We start from the raw sequence: 23,333 nt of genomic DNA, 5'->3' as shown, positions 1-23,333 counted from the left end.
CACAAACAAGGTCTTGCATCGCAATTGCTGGTAGCCTGACGGCACCATATCGGCTTTATGTTAGCTTTGTAATTTATCATGAATGCGAATACAATGCTGCCCATGGGCATTTGGAATCAAAAACCGCACGGGCAAAAGCAAAGGATAAATGCAGCTGTGATCTATTTGCTGCATTTATTATATCATATTTTTGCTTTCAAGAGACCTTCAATTGCTGGTTATGGTATAACTTTTCTCATCACAGCCGTATTCAAATCTTTGTTTTCACAGCCATACTACAGGCTTTGTTCTTTATAGGCAACGGCAGATGTCATACAAGCATAAAAAAACAGCCGGTGTGGCTGTTTGCACACAAGCTGTTTGGCAGCTTCTGCTGATTAGATCGTGAAGAACTTGTCGTATACTCTCTTTACAAGGGTTATTCCCTGCTCTCTGGTTGTATTTGCTTTTGGCAGTATATAGCCGGTGGTACCATCGCTGGCAGCACCCTTTATTATATCATTGGCATTGAAGAACTTGACTGCTTCAAGCGCCCAGGAGGCTATTTCCTTTTCGTCATGGAATTTCAGCTTGAATTCGGCCTTTGTGTTAAGCTCGGGCATAACGCATTTTAAAGTCCTAAGAAGCATGACTGCAATTTCCTGCCTTGTTACACTCAGATTAGGACCGAACTTGTCGGCAGATATTCCTTTTACGATACCCAGGTTATATGCTTTTAATATTTCAGGGTTATTCGTATCGGTGAAAGGATTATCTTTAACCGCTTCCGCGCTGGTGCCTGTCATTTTTTCATAAAGCTTTATTGAAAGCTCACAGAATTCTTCCCTGGTAAGATCCTTCTGGAAGTCGATCAGGATCTTGTCGGTTGTCAGATTCAGTTCATAGGCCTCTGTAATTTCAGGCCGTGCCCAGCTTGTCGCTTCATCAATATTGGGTACTATTACGGTTTCTCCACCGCCGGTTCCCTGTTCGTCTTCCGGCAGATATTCATCTATTACGGCTATTGTACTGCTGGTTCCACAAATGCTTTTATCGTCATAATCCATGAAAATCCGGAAATTATATCTTCCGCTTTCATAGGCTTTAACAGTGAAAGTGTTGTTGCTTAAATTTTCAAGGTATGCAAAATCTATGAAATCGTTATTCTTGCTGCCTTCCTTGTAAAACCCGATCCAGGCGCCATCTGATACCGGTTCACCGGAGTAGGATACCTTGATTTCTTCGTTTATCAGGTACTCTAGTTTCTCCAGCTTGAATACGGGTTCGTTGGGTATTACCTCGAATTCCCCTCCGCGGCCCATAGGGTGCTCTTCATCAAGATTGAATGCCCGGAAATGATATTTTCCCAACTTATTGGGTGCTTTGATTTTCCAGGTGTTGCCTGTAGGAAGCTCGGATATATAAATAGTGCTTATTGGCTGATTATCCTTTGCATCTACACTGTACAATCCTACATAAGCATGATAATATTCATCAATTTCAGGAATATTGCTTATTGTCACCAATATTTCCTCACCAGGATGCAGCTTATCCGTTGATACCTTAAACGCTGCTTCTCTTTCGCCTACTGTCACAGTATTGCTTACTGCAATGTAACTGGTTGCATTATAATCAGGAAACAGCCTGAATTCATAATCTCCATATGTTACAGGTGCTGTAACCCTGTAAACATTATCTGCTGGCAAGTCAAAAATATATTCCGTTCTTTCAAACTGATGGTTTTTAGCGCCTACCTTGAAAAAGCCAATCCATGCGCCGTTTTCAATCTGATCCTCAGTAAGCCCTGTTATCGTTACTGCTATCTCTTCTCCCGGTACAACCTTGTCAGGGGATGCTATAAGAGATACTGATGCTGAAGCTGAAGCAGGTGTGGCAATTAATGAAAAAGTCATTAGTAAAACCAGCAGAAAAGTTGTAAAAGTCTTCATTCTTTTCAATTTTTACACCTCCAAATATTTGTACGGAAACAAATAAAGCTATCATTTATAATTTATATCTGCTGATTATACTAATCTATATTTAGATTGCTACTCTTTGCATTTATTGCTGTAATATATAAAACTTTTTGTTAATGCTTTTAGTGGAAGTAAAATAAGAAAAGTTAATTTAACTCGTTGTAACAATCAATACATCCATTATTGGCTGAATTCATTCCTGAATTGTCACAAACATTTCATTAGTGCATATTGGCCAGCAAAACGTTTTCTGTATTGCATCTCGCAGTTAAATCACTAGCACAACAGGTTAATTTAAACTGAAAACACAGAAGTATACTTTATGATGCCTTCATTAAGAAAAAAAGCAAAAAGAGAATTCCTGGCCAGATTATTTTAAAATTATTGAGCGGAAATATGTTGGTGTTATTCCGGTTTTATTTTTGAATAACCTTGTAAAATGGCTTGGATTATTAAAGCCACATTCCAAACAGACATCGGTTACTGTATAATTTTTATCAGCAAGCAACTGTTTTGCCTTTTCGATCCTTAAGTCTATAAGGTACTCATAGGGAGTCTTTCCGGTATTGTTTTTAAATACGCGTATAAAGTGATAAGAACTCAGGCCGGCTACACTCGAAAGATCTTCTATGGAGCAGTCAATATTGTAAGACTCATTCATATAGTCTATAACTCCTTTTATTCTTCTCGCTTCTATGCTGTTAATCAATTTTTCGGTGCAGGGCATATTACTTTTTAGCTCCCGAAGAAGCAATGCAGCGATGTGACAGCTCAGACTGGTAAGGATGATGGAAGTTCCGGCTTGAGGCATTTTTGCTTCTGAAACAAACATGCCCATCAGATTGCGTAACAGACTGCTTGCAGCTGATACTTCATTTTTAAACTGCACATTGCTTTTGCCATAGATAGAATAAGCAGTTTCTTCCATGAGCTTTCTACTTACCATGGCTCCATGAAAATATGCATTGTCAATTCTGTCCAAAGGTCCATGCTGCTGACCGGGGTTGATAGCCAAAATTTCGTTTTTAGAGCAGCAGAAGGACTTGCTGTCAACACCTAAATGGGGCATATAGCTGTTAGAAATAATAAACTCATATCCATCATGAGCATGAGAACCTTTTGATGCAAAAGAGAAATTTTTGTTAGAGATGGTGATATACATTTGAGGGCATTCAAATAAGCTCATCGTGGGTAAAAATTCCTCATCCGGCAGAGGCCTGCTTTTAAAAAATATATTATCGTTACTCAAAACCAGTGATCTCCTCTGAATGAACAATTTTTATAAGGTATTTATCAATAGTCACTCGCCTATGATATTTACATAATAATATACTTACTGTCCATATTCAATGATTTTTAGAAAAATGTTCTAAATAGTACTAAAACAATGTAAAATCAAGCAAATATAATGCTGCTAGAACCTGGATTATTATAATAGCAGGTATTCCAAGCATAAAATGCTTATGCCGCGTTTTATGCCTGAAAAATAAAAGCCCCAGATAAACCCCAATGCTGCCTCCCAGAAGGGAAACTGCAAAAAAACTTTGCTCCGGTATGCGCCACAATTTCTTTCGTGCCCTGCTTTTGTCCAAGCCTGCCATGGAAAAACCATAAATATTCAGTAATATAAGAACTGCCAGCACAATTTGATTAACATTTATACCTGCTATTATCATCACACCCAATAATTTATTCTCATTGCTGCCATATAATGTATATTTTTGACATGACTGCCGTCTCCTGTCAGCAGTTAATTGTATGCCTGTTCCATAGCCCGGATCATTTTATACAGCATATTGTTTACTGGCGTCAGGATACCATATTTTTGGCCTAGTTCAATTACCGTGCCGGCAAAAATCTCCACCTCTGTCTTTCTGTGTGCTTCCACATCCTGCAGCATGGAGGTTTTGCCGTTGGGGGAGAGGGTATCTATAATTTTGAAGTATTTGTCTATATCATCCCTTGTAAGGTTGATTCCTATTTTGGTTGCAATGTCGATGACTTCATTGCATGCCATCTCCATCAGCTCCCGGGCTTCTTTTACCTTCTGAAACACTCCGTAGGGAGCGCGCAAAATAGCTGAAACCTGGTTTAAGCCAACGTTCATCATGAATTTCCACCATTGCTCTCGGATCATGTCCTCAGGGATGGAATAGGGAATCTGTGCCCTGTCAAACAGGTCTTTTACGGCCAGGACTTTTTGGGAATATTCTTTATTTGTCTTTTCGCCGAATACGATGGTACCCAGAACAGAATATTTGACTTGAGTACCTATTCTCACAGAATCCGTAGATACGCAGAAGGAGTAGAGGATTTTTTCCATACCGAAGGTCCGGCCCAATATTTCCTCGCTGGATATGCCGTTCAGGAGGGAGAGAATTATAGTATCATCCCCTATAAAATTACTGATGTCCTTTATAGCCTGTTCCAGGTGATGCTGCTTTACAGCTATGATTATCAAATCTGCCGGAGCTGCATCCTCTTCAGGCGCCAGGTATTGAAAATTATATACCTTGCCGTTTATGGCAATTCCATTCTTGGTATAACGCTCTATTCGTTCCCTGTCGGCAATAATCCTTATACTGTCCGGGTCCATATCATGCAATTTGCCTGCATAAGAGCTTCCTATGGCTCCAAGGCCTGACAAATATACTTTCTGAATTTTTTTCATTTTACATATCCTTTCCTGCTTATTGTCTTTGTTGTTTTGCAGCAACGGAAGCGATTGCTCCCTATCGCAGCATGCTTTTCGACTATGTGGGAGGCATAGGTATCATATGCTGTAAGCGGTGGATGTCCGCTGCCTGTAAATACAGAGCATCCTTCAGCCTCATTATATAAACTATATAAATTATATCAGAAATTATCGGTATTGATACAGAGGAAGGATACATTTATATAGTGGTATCAATTCAAGTATAAATATGGTATACTTCATATGTTAACTTATTGCTGTATGGCATGTTATAAATAATTAAGCATATAAAATATTTGTGCTGGATAGCTGCTGTGAGAGGTAAGTTATACGGATAATGAAAATAAGAAGTGGCAAAGATGGCGTTTGATGAGATTTAGCCGGTAAAAAGAATAGGTACTTATCCCTATGATAATACGGCTGTTGTTCTGACATCGACATCCTTTAATGATCAGCAGAAGCTGACAGAATCAAACTAAAACGAGGTCCTATATGTGAATATATAGATTTGTAAGGGGGCAATGATTTGAGATTGATACAGTTGCTTAGAATAAATTTCGATGAGGAAACCAAGAAATCAGTTGACAGGCAGGATGGAGTTTACAGCATCATATATTATGCATTCTACATTGTATTGATGCTGCTATTTGGGCTGCTAGTGTTTAAAACGCAAATATATCAAAGCCTGGGAAGCTATTTCAGCAGCAAGACATTATTCCGGCTTGTTTTTTATTTTCCTTATGTTTTGATAAACCTCATACCTCTTTTTATAATCCTCAAGCTCAGAAAACAGAGCATCAGGAGCATTGGCATAAAGATGGAAAAGGCGGGAAGGTCAGTTGTAATTGGAATCATAGGTTCAATACCTTTCACGCTGCTGAATATATCAGGACCCATCAGCAGCGGTAAAACTGTAAATCCTGATTTGTTTGATTTGTTATGGAGCTTCTTATATTATCTCATATGTATAGCATTAGTAGAAGAATTGGTATTCAGAGGATTTTTGCAAACGAGGATCCAAGGTTTGATTGGCAATAAATGGCTGGGCATTATAGTTGTCGGAATTTTGTTCGGACTGATGCATGTCCCTTTTCAGATGATGCGGGCAAATATGCCGATATTCGAATTTATAATGTATGACATGCCGCATTTGATAACTACATGCATCATACATGTATATCTCGTATTTTTGTATACCAGAGACAATAACATTCTTGCACCTACTATTGCTCATGCAATCATAAATTTCAGTTATGATATTTTTGTGTGATAAGGGCAGGATTGCTTCAAACCACTGGAACAGCTAACTTTAACAGATATTGATGGGGCCATGGTTTGGCGATACCCGAAAGTAAACTGGGAAACCCTGTTTATGGTTTTGCTAAATTGGGGTATAATAAAGAAAAATACTTCTGCTTGTTGTGTCTGAATTCCGATACCTGAACTCCCAGCAGGAAATGCTTATTCAAGGGAGGTAAATTCAGCTATCTTTGATTAACGGCACAACAGTATAGTTTTAAGAAAAGGGTGGTAATATTATGCTTAATTTTGAATTTTACACACCAACGAAGGTGTACTTTGGCAAGGATACCCACAGGAAAGTCGGAGAGATAATAAAAAAGTACGGCTTTAAAAAAATATTACTGCATTATGGCGGCGGAAGCATAAAAAGAATCGGGCTTTACGACCAGGTGGTCCAGGATTTGAAGGATAACGGAATTGATTTTGTGGAACTGGGTGGAGTGCAGCCCAACCCAAAGGTAAGCCTGGTTAGAATCGGTGCGGAGCTGTGTAAAAAAGAGAACGTTGAAATGGTTTTGGCAGTAGGTGGTGGGAGCGTTATTGACTCAGCCAAAGTCATAGCAATTTCTGCCCTGACCGATATTGACCCTTGGGAATTTTCAGCTGGCAATGCAAAGCCGGATAAAGCGCTTCCGGTAGGAACAATTTTGACTTTAGCCGCTTCCGGCAGTGAAATGAGCTCATCGGCAGTAATCACCAATGAAGACAAGCTTCTTAAAAGAGGATTTAACAGCGAGTTCAACAGGCCGCTTTTTTCAATAATGAATCCCGAGCTTACATATACAGTGGATAAGTTCCAGACCGGTTGCGGAATTGTGGATATAATGATGCACACCATGGAACGCTATTTTACTTCGACAAAGGATGTGGACTTAACCGACCGCATAGCGGAAGGGCTTTTAAAAGCTGTGATAAGAGCCGGTGAAATTGCTATAAAGAATCCCAGGGATTATGAGGCCAGAGCGACCCTTATGTGGGCAGGAAGCCTGTCCCATAACGATCTGACCGGAGCCGGCAGGGAATCATTCCTAAGATGCCATCAGCTGGAGCATGAACTTAGCGGCATGTATGATTTTGTAGCTCATGGGGCAGGTTTGTCTATAATTTTCCCGGCATGGGCCAAATATGTTTACAAGCATAATGTGGAGAAATTCTGCCAGTTTGCCGTAAGAGTCTGGAACATTGACATGAATTTTGAGAATCCTGAGGAAACTGCGCTGAAAGGCATCCTGGCGACGGAGGATTATTTTAGGTCCATAGGCATGCCCGTAAGACTGTCGGAGCTTAACATATCCGATGAGAAATTTGAGGAAATGGCTGAAAAATGCACTCATTATGGCAAGCGTGTAATATCGGGCTATGTACCCCTTGGGAAAAAAGAAATAATAGAAGTCTTTGAACTGTGCAGATAAAGCTGACCAGTGCATACTTAAGTCGAAGCAGATAGCCTATATTCTTAAGCGAGGATATTTTGCAAAATCTGCTCCCCTTTAAGTATGAACTCTAAAAGAGATTGAAAATATTGATGTGGAACTCACAAAGATTCATATGCTTCTAAATTTTTTGTGGTAAAAATATGGTTTTTATGATATAATAATAACAGTTACTAAATATAAATACATTTATTGTATGTATTTGCTCAGTGTGGTTCTTGCATTGCATACCCGCACGAGCAGCTAATTTGTCCTGAGCGGCTTTCCGCTCGCGATAAAACAATTTAATATATTGCGCTTAATCGAACAGAACGGGGGAACCAATTTCTGGGGTGAATCCTTATTAGCAAATGGATGCCGACAATCCGGCGATGAATTCAGGCAGTGAATCGGACGTTGCTTGAATGGCATACGTGGGCATCACATTTCTAATATGGTAGGGTCAACTCTTTCGATCCGAATCCGGCAGCTAACCTCGTAAGCGTTGAAAGAGAGGGTGGTTTATGTATTGTTTATTCTTGCCTTTTTAGAATAATCAAAAGCTGCAGATGCTCTCTGCGGCTTTTATGATGCTATGGAACTTTATTTTCATTAAAACATATCAAAAGTTTTTACTCTAACTTATAGTTTTAGTCTAATTAACTAAAGAAAACGTGCATGCCGATATCGTGTTTACAAGTGGAAGCATGAAAGCAAAATAGTTATCGGTGAGACTATCAAAATTTATGCCGGGAATGCTGATTTTAATACGCCTGTTGCAGCAATTATACTGTCTTCACATTTAATTGCACATTATTTCTGCTTTGTTATTTAGGTATATAAGCAACAATTATTGCAGCGCTTGTTTCGCCCGAAGTGCGGCAATTGGCTTATAATTAGCCTACCATGCACATGCAACTTCATTAGGTGGATTTTTGGCTTCGCCAGGGAAGTTGAAGGAATGCTATAGCCATTGTTTCCAATACAACAATGTAGTATTTGAATTTGATGCTGCTAATGAAAATAGTTCCAATAGCACCCGGTGTTATTGTCTTAATTTTCTATTACAGGAGGGATGTTGAGAATTATGATTAGAGTATGTATAGTTGGTCTCGGAAGGACGGGAAAGGAAATCGCCAGAGTTTTTCTGGAGCAGGATGATATAAAGGTGGTAGCTGCTGTTTGCAGTGCTGGAAGTCCCAAAAAGGGAAAGGATCTCGGTGAGGTTATAGGCTGTGGGAAAACAGGAATTTTAATTGATAGCTGCGATAACCTGCAGCAGATTGTTTTCAGAACCAGGCCTGATGTGGTGGTGGATTTTTCAAACCCTGAGGCGACGATAAAAAATGCGAAGCTTTTCGCCAAAATGAAGGTAAACATAGTAATAGGAACAACAGGGTTTTCAAAAATATCCATGATGAAGCTTTTTGTATTGTCCAGGAAATATCGCAACGGAATAGTCTATGCACCTAACATAACCCTGGGAGTGAATGTGCTTATGCTGATGTCAAATTTAATGGCCAACATTCTCAGCAATTATGACTTCCAGGTGACGGAAGTGCATCACAAGCATAAAAAGGACGCACCTTCGGGAACAGCCATAAAATTGGCTAATGAAATCAAAAAAGGGCTGGTGTCATCAGGAAGCGACAGCTCTGAAATTGATGTACCTATAAATGCGGTGCGTGCCGGAGGAGTGGTGGGAAAGCATGAGGTCATGATCGTCGGTGAAGAAGATAAAATAGAAATTTCCCATGAATCCTTTTCGCGCAAGGCTTTTGCCTTGGGTGCCCTCAGGGCTGTGAAATTTATTTATAAAAAAACGGGTTACTTTGAGATGAGTGATGTGTTAAACTTAAGGAAAGCACTTAATGATTATCTGGAAAAAGAGAAAAGCATATCCAAAAACCGCATGATGCATTACATGGATGGAAAAAAAGGAGTCCATGAGGAAGCTAACCAGGTTTAGGATATGCATTACGGGGGAAAATCAATATTTAGAATATATTTCAATTTATAAACTAAAAACGGAGGGGTTAATAATGAAGCTGGTTTTTGCAATTGTCCACGATGACGATGAGCGTAAGGTTATGGATGAGCTGAACAAAAATGGTTTTAGTGCAACCAAGTTGGCTTCGACCGGAGGATTCCTAAGGTCCGGCAATACTACGCTCCTTGTTGGTGTGGATGATGATAAAGTGACAAAGGTTATTGATATCATCACCAAAAAGTCTAAAAGCAGGAAGCAAGCAGTTACACCTGCATCGACTTTTTCGGGAATGGGAAGAATGTTCATGCCAAGGACATCGAGCAATTATATGGAGGAGTCATCCCTGGCCAGTGACGGAACCGATGAGGCTTTGACTGAATATCCTGCCGAAGTGGTTGTCGGTGGTGCTACAATTTTTGTGGTTAATGTTGAGCGATTTGAAAAGGTATAAAAGGTGCAAGGATATAAAGGGGGCGATTTTTCGCTCCCTTTTTGCGTACTTTATATAATATCCGGTATATTGGTCTAAACTATTTAAAAAAAATGTTATGCATGTGTATTATTTACAGTATTTAGAAATACTATATAAAAGTAGGTATCAAATTGCTGCTGTACCTGCCTGAGTACACGAGTGTTTTACGAGGTGACTCATGGATGAGATACAATAGATACCTGTCAAGCCCGATAAGGGCAAAAAAAAGAAAGTTGAAAAGGAAAAGGTTGCTTTTAGCATTAATTTTATTCACATTGTTGATTACATCAGTATATGCCGTGTTTGATAACGAAATACTGGACAGACTGAAAGGTGGATTTCTCATCGCATTTGAAAATGACCGGGATGGTGAAAAAAGGCAGGACACAAAGGATGATACCTATGAAACCACCGGTAATGGCGATGATGCGGCAATGTCTCAAAGCAATGCAGCTATGAAGCTGGAAGCAAGAATAACGAGGAAGGCGGAAGGCGATCTGCAGGAGAAAGGCTTTACAATTGAACCTAAGCCTATGGATACATCAGTTATAAAAAGAGAATTGGAAAACTATATAGAAGGGTTTGAAGGTCAGTACGGAATCCACTTTTATAGCCTATATGACAGATCGGAGTTCGGTATAAATGATACTGATGAATATGATGCTGCCAGTACTGCCAAATTGCCTTTAATCCTTCTTATCTATAAAAAAGTTGAGAAAGGCTATATAAATCTTGATGATATATTGACATACACAAAGGAGGATTATTCAGAAGGAACGGGAGTTATAAGGTATGTCGACTTTGGTAAGAAGTATACTGTAAGAGAGCTGGCAAAGCTTTCAATAGAGGAAAGCGATAATGTGGCCACCAACATGTTAAAACGGCTTATTGGTGGAGAAAAGGTTTATAGGGAATTCATGAAGCAGTCGGGCGGCATTGTTGTCGATTACGACAGGAATATTTCTTGTCCGAAGGATATGTCCCTGTATTTAAAAATGGTGTATGACTTTTATAAAGAGAATGAAGAGCTTGGCGGAGAACTAATGGAATACCTTCAAAACACAGCATTTAACGACAGGCTGAATAAATTGCTTCCACCGAATGTAAAGGTAGCTCATAAAGTAGGCACGCAGGTTCGTGCAGTGCATGACGTCGGTATTATCTATGCAGAGAAACCCTATATATTATCGGTAATGTCAAAGGATGTGGATGAGGCTGAAGCTCCGGACGTCATAGCCAATATTTCAGAAAAAGTATATAAATTTGTTGCAGGGAATTAGTTTTGCTTCCTTGCAACAAATTTTCTTCTTATAGCCCGGATTATGTTGAATATAATTACCAATACCTCCAACACGAGAAGTCCTGCTATCAGATACAATATATCCTTGTTCTCCATAAGGGTATTGAGAAAACGTGATTTCATGCTTTGCGGAGGATATATCTCGGTATCGGAATATAAGTTGACATTTATTGTGGTGTCGTCTGCCAGGACATATGTAGCTACTCCCAGGGGGTTGCTTTTTGTTACAGGGAGAGTTATCTCGTCGACCACTTTAATATTTATGCTTTTTATATAATCGCTGCCTATGGGATAGGTGTAATAAACACTTTCTCCACTTACCAGATTTATAGTTTTATCACCCACCTGCTGCCTTTTTAATATTTGTCCCTTTGATACCAGGATGCCTGATTTAAAATTTGTAAAACCATACTCCAAAAGAGTTTCAGCATCAGTGTAGACAGTTTCTTCCGATGACTCCAGTACAATGGCCATAAGGCGCCGGTTATTTTTTGTCGCTGTGGAAATAAGGGATTGCTTGTCCTTCTCGTTGTATCCAAGTTTTCCACCGTCAGTACCGTTGTAGCTCCAGAACAATTTATTCTGGCTTTTCAACACCGTGGAGCTGTCACTATAGAACCACAGCTTAATCGGGGTGGAAAAAATGTTGTTGAAAGTCGGATTGGACAGAGCATACTTCATTAATACAGAAAGATCGGAGGCTGTCGTATATTGCTTTTCGTCGTATAATCCGGTGGGATTATTGAACACCGTATCATTCAGTTTTAATTCCTGAGCTTTTGCGTTCATCATCTGCACGAATTTTTCAACATCTCCTGCAGTATATTCGGCAAGGGCATTGGCAGCATCGTTGGCAGATTTGAGCATCAGGGCATAAAGCAAATCTTCCACGGAGTATTTTTCTCCAGCCTCCAGATGCAGGATAGATCCTTCTGCATCCGAAGCCTCCTTGCTTATCGTTACCTTATCATACAAGTTGACTTTTTCGATGACTATCAGCGTGGTCATTATTTTGTTTGCGGTGGATATATGAAGCTTTTCATTAGCATTTTTCGCATACAAAGTCTGCCACTTGGCAGTGTCGACCAATATGGCGGACCTGGCGTTAATATCGACATTGGCGTTCTCCAATATATCAGGAATATTTCCTGCTTCCGGTGCTATATTGGCATTGTTGCGTATCGTATCATCAGCAAAACAAAGCTGAGATGAAACAAAAAACAACAAGAATATCAAAGCCGATATTTTAAGCATTATTTTTTTGCGCATCATATCCCTCCTTATATATGATGAGGGAGAAACAAGTCCCTCATTCACATAAATGATTACCGGCCATCTAAGTCAAGAGGTGTATAAATCTTTTTTTCCTCTATTAGTTATATAGATCATCCACATGCAGAGGCTCTCCATGCCGGTGTAAACAGTTGAAAATAGTATTTTGCCTGCAAAGAGGCAACTCTACTAAAATAGCCAGTTTTTATGTAATATTAATACTTGCTATCCTGTGCAATATCAGTACATGCTGTACTGCATGATCCGCCAGTCCGGCAAAGGACAGGCGGTGCAATCATACGCAATTACCTATATAAGCTAATATTAATTATACAGTTAAAATGTGTTCTTTGTCCACTTGTACTACATGGCAGGAATGCTGCCGAAATAAAAATAAAGGCATTGAATAATGCCTTTATTTCCCTTTTGTCGTCATGTTGTTGGGGGGTGTCTTATAAGGATTTTTTCTCATGTATCTTCCTGTTGGATCATGGTCCATGTCATCCTTCTCAGGTACACTTTCCCCCTTGAACCCGGCAGGTTGTGTAATAGGTTTTGATTTTTTGCTTTTCATTGCTACCTCCAGTACTGCCAAAAGGCAAATTATTACCCATGATCGGTGTGATATGAAATGCCGATTCAATATACCATAGTTTTTGCATATAAACAAAAGATATACTGCTTTGTTCTGGAATGCTGATGCTAATATGACCAAAAACCGAATTTTCCGGAAACAGCAGCAATATATTCCTGCTATAAAAAGATTACTCTTCACCTAAAATAATTATATGATTAGGTATAAAAGATTCTTTTTGTATGGATTTACCGGATGGGGTATTGAAGTCTTCTGGACAGGACTTGGATCTTTATTAAGCGGTGATAAAAACTTAAGCAGCTATACGAGTCTCTGGATGTTTTTCATATACGGCCTGGCTATATTCCTGGAGCCTATTCATGACATTATACAGGATTGGAAATGGCCGCTCAGAGGCCTGGTTTGGGTCGTGATAATATGGGGAATTGAGTATGCTACCGGTATGCTGCTTAGAGACTTGCTGGGGGTACAGCCATGGTATTACACCGGGCCTTTTGCCGTGGACTCTTTGGTAAGGTTGGATTTTGCCCCGGCATGGTTTGTGGCAGGGCTGTTGTTTGAACGAGGCCACAGGGCTCTGGATGCCTATGGAATTGCATGATGTTCATAGCTTGAGTGCCTATCGCAAAGCTCCTTTTTCCATTATCAGACATTTAAAATAACCGGAAAATTTATTATATTAAATATATGGAAGCTATGCGGCAAATAGCAGGGTAGCTTGCAGAAAGAATTAAAAATGTGGGGTCTCATCGATGGTACCAGGAATGGAAAGTAAAAAAGAGGTTAAAAAGAATAGGTTTTTGTGGGGAAGGCTTGCCCTGTTCTTGCTTTTCCAGGCTGTCTTGTTCTCGATTACATTCCCGCTTCTGGTCTTTTATGGGCCTTTTGACAATGTGAAGGCTATGGTGGTGGGGATGTCCATCAACTCATCCAAATTTCAATTTGTCGCCAGGACTTTTCTTCCGGAGGAGGAGATAGTAGAAATACTAAAAAGCAGCTATGCAGTTGATCCGACTGCCAGGGGGGAGAAAGTCCGGAGGCTGGAATTTGGTGAAAACCACAGCGACAGAATTGAAGTTTTTGATATCCAAGGCAAGGATTTTAAAGGAAAGATGATGGTCATATACGATCCTACAAGCATAGAGGTGGGATACTCCGAAAAAATGCCGGTATCGGGAGAAACCACCAGCAGCATTGCCCGTCGGAACAATGCTGTCGCTGCCATAAATGGCGGCGGTTTTACGGATAATGGCTGGGTGGGAACCGGTGGAAGTCCCATGGGTTATATCATTCATAAGGGTGAAGTGATATACAACCAATCGGGCAGCGAAAAGGTCAGGATGGATACTGCAGCCTTTACCGAAGATGGAATGTTGATAGTGGGTATGCACTCAATTGAAGAACTCAAGAAATATAATGTCAAAGAGGGAATCAGCTTTGGGCCGCCTCTGGTGGTGAACGGAAAGCCTACCATCACTACGGGGGATGGAGGCTGGGGGATTGCCCCACGCACAGCCATAGGGCAAAGAAAGAACGGAGAGGTGCTTTTTCTGGTGGTGGATGGCAGAAGCATTGAATCCGTAGGGGCAACCTTGAAGGATGTACAGGATATTTTGATAAAATATGGAGCTGTGAATGCGGTTAATCTGGATGGCGGATCATCAACTACGATGTTTTTTAACGGAGAGGTGATCAATAAGCCTGCCGACAGGCTGGGAGAACGCAAAATTCCTACTGCATTTATCGTAGTGCCCAAAAGCAGGGGGGATTTTGAATGAAAAAGCCTGGCAGAATAGCTGTGTGGGCATTTATATCATTAGCATTTCAGCTTTTGCTCCTGGCTTTTATAGACAGGGTTTACCTCCCCGGAAGGGTAAGCGATGTTGAAATTGTGAAATATGCGGAAATTGGCGGGCAAAAATCCGGAGGCAAAGTAAAGCTTCCGGAAGGAGCACAGCACGTCGCACTTTCTTTTGATGCCTCCTATGCATCTTATATACTGGGGGATGAGCTGGTTATTGTTGATGTAGCCGGCGGTGAAGAGGAAATGGTGCTTCAGGAAGGCTTTGTACCGGATTTTTATAAATGGCTTCCGGACAGGAATATGCTCATATACTCGACAAGGAAAAAAGGGGATGTCCGGGGTGATATATATGTCGAAACCTATGACGCCGACAGCGGGGTTGTCCGGGATTACCCCGAAATATCCGGGTTGCCTGAGGGCAGCAAGGTTGTGGATATCCAGCTCTCAACCCTCACAAACCTTGTGTATGTAAAGGTGGCAGCCGGGCCGGCCAGGGCAGAGATATATTGTTACAACATTATGGAGGAATTGAGCCATGTTATGGCCGTAAGCCCGGATACGGACATGCATCTTTTAAATTACAGTGATATCCTGTTGTATCAGCGGAACGGATCAGATATTTTTGTTAGGTATAATTCAAAGGGTGAAGAAAGGGAGCTTGATTTAGGGAACAGCATGATTCTGGGAGTGGACGTGGAGGATGTTGTTTACCTGGGAGAAAGGGACCAGAACGGAAATGTCGAAAGGATAAAATATGGGACTTTGCAGGAAATTCAGGAAGGCAAGTTTTCCTACGCTGAATTAATAATTCCGTGCTCAACGGAGCATATCTGCATAGCCCAGGACGGAAGCATATATCTTAATGAAAGAGACAAAAGAATGCTTCATGAGTTAAAAGGAGAAATCGCTATGGAATACCGGGGGAAATATGTGGGAGTGTTTGGTAAATATCTTGTCACGATGGACAACGATGTGTTATATATTGAGATTGTATAGGAAAAATTTGGGCGAGTTTAGCTGGTCAAAGCAATATTTGATTTGAGAGAAGTTTTTGAGGCAAAATCAATGAATATTGTTTTAAATGCCCTGCTTGGGGTAAAATAATAATTAATAAAAGGTTATTATAATGTCTATAGGATTCAGGAATAGATTAAATTGTGTGGGAGGCATAATATGGCAAGTGAAAAAATTATAGTTATATCAGACAGCAATTTTGAGCAGGAGGTGCTCCAATCCGACAAACCGGTTCTGGTTGATTTCTGGGCTCAATGGTGCGGACCATGTAGAGCGGTATCGCCTATCATGGATGAACTTGCAGAAGATTATGACGGCAAAGCAAAGGTTGCAAAGGTAAATGTGGATGAACAGGGAGAGATAGCAAACAGGTATAAAATAATGAGCATTCCTACCGTCATGGTGTTTAAAGGCGGACAGATGGTGGAAAAGGTGATCGGTGCCCGTTCCAAGAGTGAATATGCGGGTTTGATTGATAAACATTTATGATAAAATTTTGAACATAGCGAAGAACAGGACATAGAAGTGAAGGGATTATTAAAGGGAGCCATCTCAAATTTCGTTTTGAGATAGCCCCCTTTTTATATTTTTTGATAGCATCATAGCATATCATGTTATTTCGATATTGTCTGCAACCCCATTTAGAATAACATTAATTTTTGCAAAATCAAAGTATTTGCTTCCCGGCTAAAAAGCTTCTTTGAGGACTTTCAGGCTTTGAAACATGAATGCCTGCATCCTTTGTGTTGCCTAAATGCCCAGGATTACCGATGCTGTACTGAAATATATAATGAGGGACAAAGCATCTACTATGGTTGTTATGAACGGGCTTGCCATAACTGCCGGATCAAATCCTATTTTTTTGGCAAGCATGGGCAATATGCAGCCTACAATTTTCGCGACGAAAACGGTTGCCGATAATGTAATGCAGATAACCAGAGCCACATATAATCCCACCCTGTCAAAGAGCATGAGCTTTGCAAAGTTGAATACGGATAGGGTAATAGCGCACATTACAGCCACCCGCGCCTCTTTCCACACCACTCGCAGGATGTCGGAGAATTGTATCTGCTGCAGCGACAATCCGCGGATGATGGTGACTGAAGCCTGACTTCCGGAATTGCCCCCGGTATCCATAAGCATAGGTATAAATGCCGTAAGGACGATATATGTCGCAAGGGCCTTTTCAAAGCTGGATATAATCATACCGGTAAAGGTTGCGGAAATCATAAGAAGCAGCAGCCAGGGAATACGGCTTTTCCAGATCTCAAATACAGACAGCTGGAAATAAGGCTTATCCGGCGGGGTTATGGCCGCCATTTTGGATATATCCTCCGTAGTTTCTTCCTGCATTACGTCGATAGCATCATCCACGGTTACTATTCCAACAAGTCTGTTTTCTGTGTCTACAACAGGGATGGCCGTGAATCCGTACTTTGCAAAAATCTGTGCAACAGCTTCCTGATCTTCATGTGTGTTTACTGAGATCACGTGTGGATCCATTATTTCACTGATTTTTGTATCTTTTGCCGCCAGAATTATCGTGCGTATCGATATGGCACCCACCAGTTTGCGCTTTGTGTCGGTAACATAGCAGACGTCTATAGTCTCCTTGTCTATGCCGGTAGCGCGAATATGATCGACAGCATCGCTCGCGGTCATCTCCGGACGCAAATCAACAAACTCAGTGGTCATTATGCTTCCGGCGCTGTCTTCCGGATACATGAGCATTTCGTTGATGAGCCGCCGGGTTTCGGGATCAGCCTGGGAAAGTATACGTTTTACCACATTTGCCGGCATCTCCTCAATAAGGTCAACTGCGTCATCCATATACAGCTCATCTATAATCTCCTTTAGTTCCTTGTCGGAAAAACCGGTGATGAGAAGCTGTTGCAGATGGCTTTCCATCTCAACAAACACCTCCGCTGCGAGCTCTTTGGGCAAAAGCCTGAACAGCAGCGTGAGCTTTTGCTTTGGAAGACCCTCAAAAAGTATTGCGATATCGGCAGGATACATAGTGGTAAGAATATCTTTCAGGCTGTTGAATTTCTTTTGTTCCAGAAGCATTTCTATGGTTGCTTCAAAGGTTGCGGTGATTTCTGCCATAGGTCATTCCTCCAATCTTAAGTTTTTCAATGTTCGGAAAAGCACCGAACAAAGTAAGACAGGAGCAAGACACAAACGGCCGAAGCGTCAGATAACAATGGACGCTTTTGTATATAGCGGTACCATGTCATTTAACTTTTCAATTATACTCCGACCTGGGTTTGTGCCGTTACTACTGCCAGCGTCCATGTTTTTCACCTCTCTTGATATGAAAAAATAAATCCCATGCATATCAAACGGAGTACATGGGAATAGACGATTATATCATGCAGCACCGTTTGAGCTTTAGCATCACAGGGCGATGAAACTGCATTAGGCTATGCCTTGTGCTTCGACATAACCTGCTTACCATCTCGTCGTGTCTCCACTACTTCGCGGCAGCAGTCCGTATCCCTGTGGTAGCCTTGCCTACCGGATTTTGTACATTAATATTCTATCCATACTCCGGTACTTTGTCAATTAAAAGTTAACCGGTTTATATTTCGAAGTTTACCATTGAGGTAATGGATAATTTGAATAATTTTTGTAAACAAAAAGGATTTTTATGATTTATATGGAATATATACTTATTAACGTATTATTTTTCCATTTGTGGGGGAGGAAGCTATATGGCTGGAGAAAAACGCTTTAGAACATCCGTATTCGGCTTTAAGAAATCAGATGTAAACCTGTACATAGAAAAAATGCTGAAGGAATTTGATGATAGATTGAAGGAAAAGGATAATGAGATAAACAACATAAGAAATCAGCTGAGGGAGTATAAATCCAAATATGAAGATATAAACCGGAAGTATGAAGAAATAGGCAATGAACAGAAAAAAATTGCATTGGCCCTTATAACAGCTCAGGAGAATGCAAAAAATATACTGGACGATGCTAAAAACAAGGCGTTGGAAGAGAAGAAGCGCATGGATAAGCTGATAGAGGAAGAAAAAGAGAAGCTTGTCGATATGAGAGGAGATTTCATGGAACTGAAATCAAAAATCATCGGGATTTTGAGCAAATATGATAAGCAGCTGGGAGATGTAGTTGATGAAATAGATGAAAATATAAATAATATAGATAGAGAGATAAATGATGATTTAAATAATGATATAATCAATGACAGAATTGCTTAAGTCTGTATTGATATAAAAGAGATTTTCTTATATAATAGAAATAATAACAAAATATTATTAAAAGCGATGACAGAGAAGAGTATATATATGAATTTCACAGCGAGCCGGAGGAATGGTGAAAGTCCGGAAAAGGATTATATAGAAAGCAGCTCTTGAGTTTCTCTTTGAGAAATAAAGCCCATGCTTACATATGAAATATGCGGGCAAGGCTTTAATGTAGAAGAAGACGTTACCTCGCGTTATAGAGGCACAGTATGAAGGCTTAGGCCAAGTACTGGTAGAGAGAACATCGTGAAGATGTTAATTAGGGTGGTACCGCGAATAGCTCTTTCGTCCCTTTTGGATGAAGGAGTTTTTATTTTATGTAATATATGCGAAATAATTCAATCAAGGGAGGTTTTGATTTATGGAGGAAATACTTGAGCTGTTGGAGAAAAACAACAAGCTTACGGAGGAGCAAATAGCCGTAATGCTCAACAAGAGCGTGGAGGAAGTTCATGAAGCGATACGCAAGATGGAAGAGGATAATGTGATATTAGGTTATAATACCCTGATAAATTGGGAAAAAACCGGCAGAGAAAAGGTAATAGCGCTGATCGAAGTTAGAGTGACTCCTCAAAGGGGAGAAGGTTTTGACAAAGTAGCTGAGAGAATATACAAATTTCCACAGGTGAAGGCCTGCTATCTGATGTCCGGAGGCTTTGACCTTACTGTTATCGTTGAAGGAAAGACCATGAAGGAAGTAGCGCTGTTTGTCGCAGAAAAACTGGCGCCTATTGAGTCTGTTCTCAGCACGGCTACCCATTTCGTGCTGAAAAAATACAAGGATGAAGGAGTAATCTTTGACAAAAAACCGGAGGATGACAGGGAGGCTGTTGTATTATGAACATGTCGGATATGATATTGCCCCATATAAGGGCTGTGCCTCCTTCCGGTATACGCAAATACTTCGACCTGATAAATGAGATGAAGGATGCAATATCCCTGGGGGTGGGCGAACCGGATTTCGTGACTCCATGGGCTATCAGGGAAGCGGGCATATATTCCCTGGAAAAGGGTCATACGCATTATTCCTCCAATGCAGGATTTATCGAATTAAGAAAGGAAATTTCCAAATATCTTAAAAGAAAAATCGATGTGGAATATGACCCCGTGGACCAGATACTGGTGACTGTCGGGGGCAGTGAGGGCATTGATGTGGCTATCAGGGCTCTGGCAGGGCCGGGGGACGAGGTGATAATCCCGGAGCCGAGCTTTGTGGCATATAAAGGCTGCACAGCTTTTGCCGGAGCCACCCCTGTTGTTATAAACTTAAGGGCAGAAGATCAGTTCAGGCTTACCCCGGAGCAGTTGGAGAGTGCTATTACCAGCAGGACCAAGGTGCTTATACTGCCGTTCCCGAACAATCCCACAGGCGCGATTATGGAAAAGGAAGATATTGATAAGATTGTAGAGGTGCTGAAAGACAAGGATATAATCGTATTGTCCGATGAAATATATTCCGAGCTGACCTATAAAGGAAGGCATGTATCAATTGCCAGCTATCCTGAAATGAAAGACAAAACCCTCTTGATAAATGGCTTTTCCAAAGCCTTTGCCATGACCGGTTGGCGGCTGGGCTATGCCTGTGGACATCCGGAATTGATAAGTGCTATGAAGAAGATACATCAATACGCCATAATGTGTTCTCCCACCACATCCCAGTATGCTGCCATAGAGGCCTTGAGAAACTGCGATGAGGATGTGGCTCAGATGGTTAATGAGTATAACATGAGAAGAAGAGTGATGGTTGACGGCTTCAGGAAGATGGGTCTGGATTGCTTTGAACCGCTGGGAGCCTTTTATGTCTTTCCATGCGTCAAATCCACCGGGTTGACTTCCGATGAGTTCTGTGAAGGAGTCCTCAGGGAAGAAAAGGTATTGATCGTGCCCGGTAATGCCTTTGGTGACTGTGGAGAAGGATATTTCAGGGCAACCTATGCCACTTCCATGGAGAATATTTACGAAGCCTTGAGAAGAATACAAAAATTCGTGGAAAGGAACAGAAGGTAAGGAACTTGATAATGTACAAAATGATAGCCATCGATCTTGACGGCACTTTGCTGAATTCAGAAAAGAAAATATCCTCTGAAAACAAAAGGTTTATAAAATTGGCAATGGATATGGGAGTGAAGGTTGTGATTTGCTCCGGGAGGGTATACAGAGGGGCAAGGATGTATGCCCGGGAGATAGGCTCAAAAGATCCGGTGATTGCCTGCAACGGTGCCGTTATCAAATGCGCTGATACAGGAGAAATACTCTTTAATAATCCCATGTCTGCCGATGATTGCGCGAAAGTCATCGACATATGCCGCAGGGAAGGCATTTACTTTCATTATTATGTAGGCGATACCCTTTATGCAGAAAAAATGGAAAGGTCGGCTTTGTCTATCTGGAAGAGGAATAAGGAGCTTCCGGAGGAGGATCGCATAGATGTTCAAATAGCCGATGACCTTATAAAAGTGCTTAGGGATTCCGGAGAGCTTCCGCTGAAAGTAATAGCAATATGCGATGATAAGGAGCGGCTTGCGAAAGCGAGGGCTGAGGTGGAAAGGATCGGTTCGGTTGATGTCACCAGCTCCGGTTCCAACAATTTCGAGGTGATAAAAAAAGGCAATAACAAAGGCAGAGCCCTTGAGATACTTACAGAAAGGCTGGGTATAAAGCGGGAGGAGTTAATTGCCATAGGAGATAATGAAAATGACGCCCCAATGATCAGATATGCCGGCCTGGGGATTGCAATGGGCAATGCAGAAACCTTTATAAAAGATATGGCTGACTTCGTCACACTTACCAATGAGCAAAATGGCGTGGCTGCAGCCATCAGGAGGTTTATAACCGACCGAGCTTGAAGCAAAGCATCTGATTTGTAAGGTGAAGTAAACATAATATATCAAATGGTAACCACAAATCCGAAGGAAGCATATAATGTTACAAAAGACTTGAAAGGAGGATTTTTGTGGATTACAGCTGCATGCCTTACAGTCAGATGCTGAGTCCTGCTCAGTGTGCTTCGCCCCTTATGCAGTATCCGACAGAAACTCTGGAGGATATGTATCCTGATATATACAGGGTTGTTTACCCAAGAGTGATGGATGCATGCCTGGTATATGATGTTCCGGGTAATCATGAAATGCACCCGTACCCGACGAGAGCCGCTGTGGAAAGAATAGTGGATGAAATATACCATGATACTATGATGGAACTGGGGTGGGCTGAAAACGACAAGGCCGGAACTGGCGACAACAGGCAATTTGGTTTTTATGGCGGCTTTTCACCGTATGGTTATGCTCCTTATGGATTTGGCACACCATTCCTAAGAGATCTTATATCAATTTTATTAATAAGGAGATTACTGGGAAGAAGGGGCATTTATAGCTATTAAAGAGGTTGTTTTCAAACCTCTATTTATTTTGAGGCTGGATAAATACGCGAAATTGCGGATTTGTCCGGCTTTTTTGATGCTTAGAATTGTTTTATGTGAAATCTGCAAATGCATGATGTTTCAAAATGGCTTTATATATGAGTTGCAGGACGGGATTGAAAAAATTTCCTGCCGTGGTTATAATAATCTTGGGTGTAACATTCTTAAACGCAAATATTGGCAAAGAGCATGAAGCTTACCGTTTCCGGCGACGGAAGCCATGTCGCAATTTATTATGAAGTCGAAAGTAAGCTTGGGCTCTTGTTTTATATCAAGCTAATAAATTTCAGTCAGGAGGTAATATTATGGAGTATTTTGAGCTTATAGACAAAAGGTACAGCGTTCGAGGATACAAAAGCGATCCGGTGGAGGATGAAAAAATCAAGAAGATACTGGAAGCCGGAAGGATAGCTCCTACTGCTGCAAACCGTCAGGGGTTTAAAATCCTGGTGATCAACACCAAAGGCCGTGAGGACGAGCTGAGAAAGATATACAATAAAGACTGGTTTGTCACGGCACCGGTTATTTTGGGCGTATGTTCGATACCGGAAAAATGCTGGGTGAGATATGACGGAAAAAATTCCAGCGATGTGGATGCGGCCATTGTTATGACTCATATGATTCTGGCAGCGAGGGATCTGGGCCTTGGTACCTGCTGGATCGGAGCCTTCAATGTGGAAGCGGCCAAGGAGGTTCTGGGAATTGATGACAGCATGGAGCCGGTGGCTTTTACTCCTCTGGGCTATTATGACGAGGCTGGCGTCCAAAAGAAAAGAAAGCCGATGGAAGAGCTCGTAATATATAAATAGAACAGCTTTATACATAAAGCAGGCTG

The 23,333-nt window shown here is 41.1% G+C and carries 22 protein-coding genes, 2 riboswitches and 1 other annotated feature; of the genes, 15 read left to right on the top strand and 7 right to left on the bottom strand.

The features are described from left to right. Positions 1-377: 377 nt before the first annotated feature. From CDO33_RS14840 to CDO33_RS14825, 4 genes are all read right to left on the bottom strand, one after another. Positions 378-1,928 (bottom strand): S-layer homology domain-containing protein, encoded by a 1,551-nt coding sequence (locus CDO33_RS14840; RefSeq protein ID WP_242973887.1) that lies wholly within the window; start codon positions 1,926-1,928, stop codon positions 378-380. A gap of 397 nt (positions 1,929-2,325) precedes the next feature. Beyond that, positions 2,326-3,204: a helix-turn-helix domain-containing protein gene (locus CDO33_RS14835; RefSeq protein WP_103081301.1), complete on the bottom strand. Its 879-nt coding sequence runs from the start codon at positions 3,202-3,204 to the stop codon at positions 2,326-2,328. A 130-nt stretch (positions 3,205-3,334) separates the two neighbouring features. After that, entirely contained in the window at positions 3,335-3,598 is a 264-nt protein-coding gene (locus tag CDO33_RS14830; protein WP_338053232.1) for a DUF1294 domain-containing protein, read from the bottom strand. Between the two features lie 107 nt (positions 3,599-3,705). After that, positions 3,706-4,626, bottom strand: a complete 921-nt coding sequence (locus CDO33_RS14825) for a ketopantoate reductase family protein (protein ID WP_103081342.1) — start codon at positions 4,624-4,626, stop codon at positions 3,706-3,708. Between the two features lie 550 nt (positions 4,627-5,176). On the opposite strand from CDO33_RS14825, the gene CDO33_RS14820 reads away from it, so the two are divergent. The 5 genes from CDO33_RS14820 (at position 5,177) to CDO33_RS14800 (ending at position 11,106) form a co-directional block, all read left to right on the top strand. Continuing rightward, entirely contained in the window at positions 5,177-5,920 is a 744-nt protein-coding gene (locus CDO33_RS14820) for a CPBP family intramembrane glutamic endopeptidase (RefSeq protein WP_103081300.1), read from the top strand. Positions 5,921-6,188: 268 nt separating this feature from the next. Next, complete coding sequence (locus CDO33_RS14815) at positions 6,189-7,364, top strand: iron-containing alcohol dehydrogenase (RefSeq protein WP_103081299.1); 1,176 nt, start codon at positions 6,189-6,191, stop codon at positions 7,362-7,364. A gap of 306 nt (positions 7,365-7,670) precedes the next feature. After that, positions 7,671-7,885: riboswitch (cyclic di-AMP (ydaO/yuaA leader) on the top strand. 566 nt (positions 7,886-8,451) lie between these two features. After that, entirely contained in the window at positions 8,452-9,333 is an 882-nt protein-coding gene (dapB, locus tag CDO33_RS14810; protein ID WP_103081298.1) for a 4-hydroxy-tetrahydrodipicolinate reductase, read from the top strand. 73 nt (positions 9,334-9,406) lie between these two features. Continuing rightward, the gene (locus tag CDO33_RS14805) at positions 9,407-9,805 is read left to right on the top strand and encodes a cyclic-di-AMP receptor (protein WP_103081297.1); all 399 of its coding nucleotides are present in this window, start codon (positions 9,407-9,409) and stop codon (positions 9,803-9,805) included. Positions 9,806-10,008: 203 nt separating this feature from the next. After that, the gene (locus CDO33_RS14800; RefSeq protein WP_103081296.1) at positions 10,009-11,106 is read left to right on the top strand and encodes a serine hydrolase; all 1,098 of its coding nucleotides are present in this window, start codon (positions 10,009-10,011) and stop codon (positions 11,104-11,106) included. On the opposite strand, the gene CDO33_RS14795 is transcribed toward CDO33_RS14800, so the two are convergent. Next, positions 11,103-12,398: a D-alanyl-D-alanine carboxypeptidase family protein gene (locus tag CDO33_RS14795; RefSeq protein ID WP_103090289.1), complete on the bottom strand. Its 1,296-nt coding sequence runs from the start codon at positions 12,396-12,398 to the stop codon at positions 11,103-11,105. The genes CDO33_RS14800 and CDO33_RS14795 overlap by 4 nt on opposite strands. A 415-nt stretch (positions 12,399-12,813) precedes the next feature. Beyond that, positions 12,814-12,972, bottom strand: coding sequence for a hypothetical protein (locus CDO33_RS20920; protein ID WP_161496487.1), 159 nt, complete (start codon positions 12,970-12,972; stop codon positions 12,814-12,816). Between the two features lie 214 nt (positions 12,973-13,186). Between CDO33_RS20920 and CDO33_RS14790 the strand changes: the two genes are divergently transcribed. The 4 genes from CDO33_RS14790 to trxA all read left to right on the top strand — a co-directional run bounded on the left by CDO33_RS14790 (position 13,187) and on the right by trxA (position 16,300). After that, positions 13,187-13,594 (top strand): putative ABC transporter permease, encoded by a 408-nt coding sequence (locus tag CDO33_RS14790; protein WP_103081294.1) that lies wholly within the window; start codon positions 13,187-13,189, stop codon positions 13,592-13,594. A gap of 163 nt (positions 13,595-13,757) precedes the next feature. Then, positions 13,758-14,771 carry a phosphodiester glycosidase family protein gene (locus tag CDO33_RS14785; protein ID WP_103081341.1) on the top strand — a complete coding sequence of 338 codons (1,014 nt, stop codon included), beginning with the start codon at positions 13,758-13,760 and terminating at the stop codon, positions 14,769-14,771. After that, positions 14,768-15,793, top strand: coding sequence for a TolB-like translocation protein (locus tag CDO33_RS14780; protein WP_103081293.1), 1,026 nt, complete (start codon positions 14,768-14,770; stop codon positions 15,791-15,793). Before CDO33_RS14785 ends, CDO33_RS14780 begins: the two co-directional genes overlap by 4 nt. A 177-nt stretch (positions 15,794-15,970) precedes the next feature. Next, complete coding sequence (trxA, locus tag CDO33_RS14775; protein ID WP_103081292.1) at positions 15,971-16,300, top strand: thioredoxin; 330 nt, start codon at positions 15,971-15,973, stop codon at positions 16,298-16,300. Between the two features lie 261 nt (positions 16,301-16,561). Here the strand turns inward: trxA and mgtE are convergent, their stop codons facing one another. Continuing rightward, complete coding sequence (gene mgtE / locus CDO33_RS14770) at positions 16,562-17,917, bottom strand: magnesium transporter (RefSeq protein WP_103081291.1); 1,356 nt, start codon at positions 17,915-17,917, stop codon at positions 16,562-16,564. A 266-nt stretch (positions 17,918-18,183) separates the two neighbouring features. Next, positions 18,184-18,340: riboswitch (M-box (ykoK) riboswitch) on the bottom strand. A gap of 185 nt (positions 18,341-18,525) precedes the next feature. Here mgtE and CDO33_RS14765 point away from each other — a divergent pair. The 6 genes from CDO33_RS14765 (at position 18,526) to CDO33_RS14740 (ending at position 23,307) form a co-directional block, all read left to right on the top strand. Next, positions 18,526-19,035 carry a hypothetical protein gene (locus CDO33_RS14765; protein WP_103081290.1) on the top strand — a complete coding sequence of 170 codons (510 nt, stop codon included), beginning with the start codon at positions 18,526-18,528 and terminating at the stop codon, positions 19,033-19,035. A gap of 57 nt (positions 19,036-19,092) precedes the next feature. Further along, positions 19,093-19,376: a binding site (T-box leader), on the top strand. Between the two features lie 65 nt (positions 19,377-19,441). Then, on the top strand, positions 19,442-19,921 hold the full coding sequence (locus CDO33_RS14760) for an Lrp/AsnC family transcriptional regulator (protein WP_103081289.1): 480 nt from the start codon (positions 19,442-19,444) through the stop codon (positions 19,919-19,921). Further along, positions 19,918-21,087, top strand: a complete 1,170-nt coding sequence (locus CDO33_RS14755) for an aminotransferase class I/II-fold pyridoxal phosphate-dependent enzyme (RefSeq protein ID WP_103081288.1) — start codon at positions 19,918-19,920, stop codon at positions 21,085-21,087. Before CDO33_RS14760 ends, CDO33_RS14755 begins: the two co-directional genes overlap by 4 nt. Before the next feature lie 11 nt (positions 21,088-21,098). Then, positions 21,099-21,926 carry a Cof-type HAD-IIB family hydrolase gene (locus CDO33_RS14750; RefSeq protein WP_103081340.1) on the top strand — a complete coding sequence of 276 codons (828 nt, stop codon included), beginning with the start codon at positions 21,099-21,101 and terminating at the stop codon, positions 21,924-21,926. A gap of 107 nt (positions 21,927-22,033) precedes the next feature. Continuing rightward, on the top strand, positions 22,034-22,459 hold the full coding sequence (locus tag CDO33_RS14745; RefSeq protein ID WP_103081287.1) for a hypothetical protein: 426 nt from the start codon (positions 22,034-22,036) through the stop codon (positions 22,457-22,459). 344 nt (positions 22,460-22,803) lie between these two features. Continuing rightward, positions 22,804-23,307, top strand: a complete 504-nt coding sequence (locus tag CDO33_RS14740; RefSeq protein ID WP_103081286.1) for a nitroreductase family protein — start codon at positions 22,804-22,806, stop codon at positions 23,305-23,307. Positions 23,308-23,333 lie beyond the last annotated feature (26 nt).

The organism is Clostridium thermosuccinogenes, assembly GCF_002896855.1.
Classification (GTDB): Bacteria; Bacillota; Clostridia; order Acetivibrionales; family DSM-5807; genus Pseudoclostridium; species Pseudoclostridium thermosuccinogenes.
This window is presented reverse-complemented; position numbering and strand designations above follow the sequence as displayed.